This window comes from Actinomadura sp. CNU-125 (assembly GCF_001942465.1).
GTDB lineage: Bacteria > Actinomycetota > Actinomycetes > Streptosporangiales > Streptosporangiaceae > Spirillospora.
Window position 1 is genome coordinate 1 of sequence record NZ_MKJY01000398.1, and the last position, 3,624, is coordinate 3,624.

Below are 3,624 nucleotides of genomic sequence, written 5' to 3' on the forward strand. Positions count from 1 at the left end.
CGGCGGTGGCCGGGACGGGTGCGGGGACGCCCGCGGGCGGGCGTGGGCGCTCGAGCGGGCGCGGGGCCGGTCGGCGGGGTGCGGGCGGCGGGTTGCGGGGTGCGCTGGCCGCCGAGTGGATCAAGTTGTGGTCGGTGCGTTCGACCTGGTGGGGTTTTGCTTCGGCGGTCGCGCTGATGGGCGTGGTCTGCATGATCCTGGCGACCGACACCGCGATGGACAACAGGTCCGGGGCGCCCGGTACGGAGCCGCCGGGGGTGGTGGCGGTGACCGATATCCCGGTCGGCGGGATCGATCTGGTGCAGTTCGTGGTGCTGGCGTTGGCGATTCTGGCGGTCACGAGCGAGTACGCGACCGGGAGCATCCGCACGACGTTGCAGTGCGTGCCGTCGCGGGGGCGGCTGCTGGCGGCCAAGGCGGCGGTGGTGGCGGCGGTGACGTTCCCCGCGGGGATCGTCCTGGTGCTGGCGGGTACGGCGGTAGCCGGGCCGGTGCTGGGCGAGTGGGGGCGGCTGGAGGCGGGCGGCCTGGTGGGCGACGCTTTGGCGGCGGGGCTGTATCTGGCGCTGGCGAGCGTGCTGATGACGGGTGTCGCGGCGATGCTGCGCAGTGCCGCGGCCGCGCTGACCACGGCGTTCCTGTTCATGCTGGTGGTGCCGATGATGCTGGCCAATGCCCGGTCGCAGGTGCTGCGGGACGTGGCGGACGCGCTGCCGGCGACCGCGGGCCGGTATCTGATGGGCGGGGACGGCCCGTATCCGTCCGCGGTGGCGGCGGCGATCGTGGCGGTGTGGGCGGCGGCGGCCCTGTGGGGCGGGTCGGTGGTGCTGCGCCGCCGGGACGCCTGACCCGGTGACGGTGCCCCGGTGCGGGCGGCGTTGGTGAGCGCGCCGTCCGCACCGGGGCACCGGCGGAAGAGGGAGCGGAAGAGGGAAAGGCCCGGGCCGGTGGCCCGGGCCTCGGCGTGCGTGCGGGTTCCGGCAGCGGCGGGGCGAGTGTCAGGGGCGGGCGCGCCCGGACGGGTCCGGGTGGGCGGCCGCCCTCTCCCCCGCCCCGCCGTTGTCGGGGCCCGCGTCGACCAGGCCGGCCTCGTAGGCCACGATCGCGGCCTGTACGCGGTTCTTGACCTCCAGCCGGGTCAGGATGGCGCTCACGTACGCCTTTACCGTGCCCTCCACCACGTGGAGGCGGTGGGCGATCTCGGCGTTGGACAGTCCGCCGCCCACCAGCGCCAGTACCTGCCGTTCCCGCGGGGTCAGGTCGGCGATGCGGCGCCGGGCCCGGGCTTCCTGCGACATGCGGCCGCCGCCGCGCAGTTCGGTGATGACCCGGTGCGCGACCTTCGGTGACAGGTACGCGGCGCCGCCGGCGACCGCGCGGACCCCGGCGATCAGCTCGTGCGGGTCGCCGGACTTCAGCAGGAACCCGCCCGCGCCGCCCGACAGGGCGCGGACGATGTATTCGTCCTCGCCGAAGGTGGTCAGCATGATGATCCCGGTGGCGGGCGCCGCGCGGCGCAGTTCGGCCGCGGCGGCCAGGCCGTCCAGGCGCGGCATGCGGATGTCGAGCAGGGCGACGTCGGGCCGGTGCGCCAGGACGCCGTCGATCGCCTCGCGTCCGTCGGCGGCTTCGGCGACGACCTCGATGCCGGGGTCGGCGGCGAGGATCGCCCGCACCCCGGCGCGGATCATGGCCTCGTCGTCGGCGAGCAGTACCCGGATCACGGGGTTTCCCTTCGGTCGTCGAGCCGTCGCGACAGCTCGGAGGTGCTGTAGGAGTCTTTGCTGATGAGGAGGCGGCCGTCGAAGCACAGCCGGTAGATCCGCTCGATGCCGAGCAGGTTGGCTTCGGGACGGTAGTAGCGGCAGTCGGCGCCCGGTGGTTCGGGCACGGTCCGGCGGACGAGGTCGGTCCCGCCGGTCTGGACGAACGGCAGCGTCTGCTCCACGGCGTTCTGGTCGGCGCCGACGCGCAGGGCCCGGTAGTCGGCGGGTTCCAGCACCGAGTTCAGTGTGACGTAGATGTGGTGGCCGACCATCACGGCGCCCAGTGCGGCCAGCAGCGCCGCCGGGACGGCGATCGCGGTGATCAGCCCGCGGCGGACGCGGCGGCGCGCCCGTTCCAGGTAGCGTGCGGACTCGCTGAGCGGCTCCGGGGCGGTGCCCGGGGCGGAGGGGAGCCCGAAGGTGGCGCGCAGCGGCGTCCCGGCGGTGGACGCGGGTGCGGCGGGCGGGTGGTGCGGTGCGGGATCGTGGCCTGCGGGATCGTTGCCTGCGAGGTCGTGGTGTGCGGGGCCGTCCGGGCGGCGCGGGTTCGCGGGCAGGCGGGCGGTGACGCGGAAGCCGCCGCCGGGGAGGGGGCCGGCGTGCAGCGCGCCGCCGACGAGCCGGACGCGTTCGGTCAGGCCGGTGAGGCCGCGGCCGCCTCCGGACGGCAGCATCGGCGGCCCGCCGGGGGCCGGTTCGGGCGGCGCTTCGTTGACGACCGTCACCTCGATCACGTCCCCCGCGTCCCCCGCGACTTCCGTGTCGCCGTCGGGGTCGGGGCGGCGGGTCAGGCGCACGGTGACGGGGGCGCCCGGCGCGTGCTTGGCGGCGTTGGTGATGGCTTCCTGCACGACCCGGTGCGCGGCCAGGCCCACCATCGGTTCCGCCGTGAACACCGCCCCGATCCCGCCGTCGCCTGCTGCTCCGGCCCGCCCGTCCCGTCCGGTCTCGTCCGGTGCCTCTCCGGCGAGGCGGACCGGGACGCCGGACGCGCGGGCCCGCTCGACCAGGTCGGGGATGCTCTCGTGCGCGGGCCGCGTCGGCGCGTCCGGCGCGGCGCCGGACGCGCCTGCGGCTTCTTCGCGCAGCACCCCGATGATCTCCCGCAGGTGCTCGGTCGCCTCCGCCGCGCCCGCGCGCAGTTCGGCCGCCGCGTCGCGGTGCCGGTCCTGAAGGCCGGGCGCGACCTGCAGGGCGCCCGCGCGTACCGCGATCAGCGCCAGTTCGTGGCCGAGGGAGTCGTGCATGTCCTGGGCGATGCGCGCCCGCTCGCGGAGCCGTTCCCGCTCGGCGATGATGCGCTGCTCGATCTCCAGCCGCTCGGCGCGTTCCCAGCCCGCCCGCACCAGTTCCTGGTACTGCCGCCAGTAGCGGCCCATCAGCCACGGCAGGACGCCCAGCAGCACCAGCCACACGATGCTGGGGAACCACACCGTCACGTCGATGTCGCGGACGATGCACAGCGCGACGCCGCCCGCCAGGACGAACGCGAACCCCCGCAGCACCTCGCGCGACCGCGGGGAGCGCAGGCCCGTGAGGTAGGCCAGGACGGGCATGGCGAACACGAAGTTGCCGTGCAGCGCGGTCGTGGAGATCCCGATGATCAGCGCGGCGATCGGCCAGGTGCGGGAGATCGCGACCACCGCCGCCATGACCGCGATCCCCATGATCTGCAGCCACCAGCCCGGCCCGTCCGGGTCGAGGGGGGCGAGCGCGTTGACCCCCGGGGGCAGCATCAGGACGGCCCACAGCAGCGTGTCGCGCACCACCAGGGCCCGCCGCGGCCGCCGCACCGCCTCGCGCACCGCGCGCACCGCGCCGCGCCGCACCCCGTGCCCGCGTCCACGCCCGCGCTTGG

The 3,624-nt window shown here is 75.7% G+C and carries 3 protein-coding genes; 1 reads left to right on the forward strand and 2 read right to left on the reverse strand.

From position 1 onward, the window contains the following. Positions 1–848 (forward strand): ABC transporter permease subunit (locus BJF79_RS34750; protein ID WP_083734467.1); only part of this gene is annotated, 848 nt, incomplete at its 5' end. Between the two features lie 150 nt (positions 849–998). Here BJF79_RS34750 and BJF79_RS34755 read toward each other — a convergent pair. Beyond that, complete coding sequence (locus BJF79_RS34755) at positions 999–1,724, reverse strand: response regulator (protein ID WP_075903800.1); 726 nt, start codon at positions 1,722–1,724, stop codon at positions 999–1,001. Next, on the reverse strand, positions 1,721–3,624 hold a 1,904-nt coding region (locus BJF79_RS34760), incomplete at its 5' end, for a sensor histidine kinase (protein WP_143220643.1). The genes BJF79_RS34760 and BJF79_RS34755, both read right to left, overlap by 4 nt.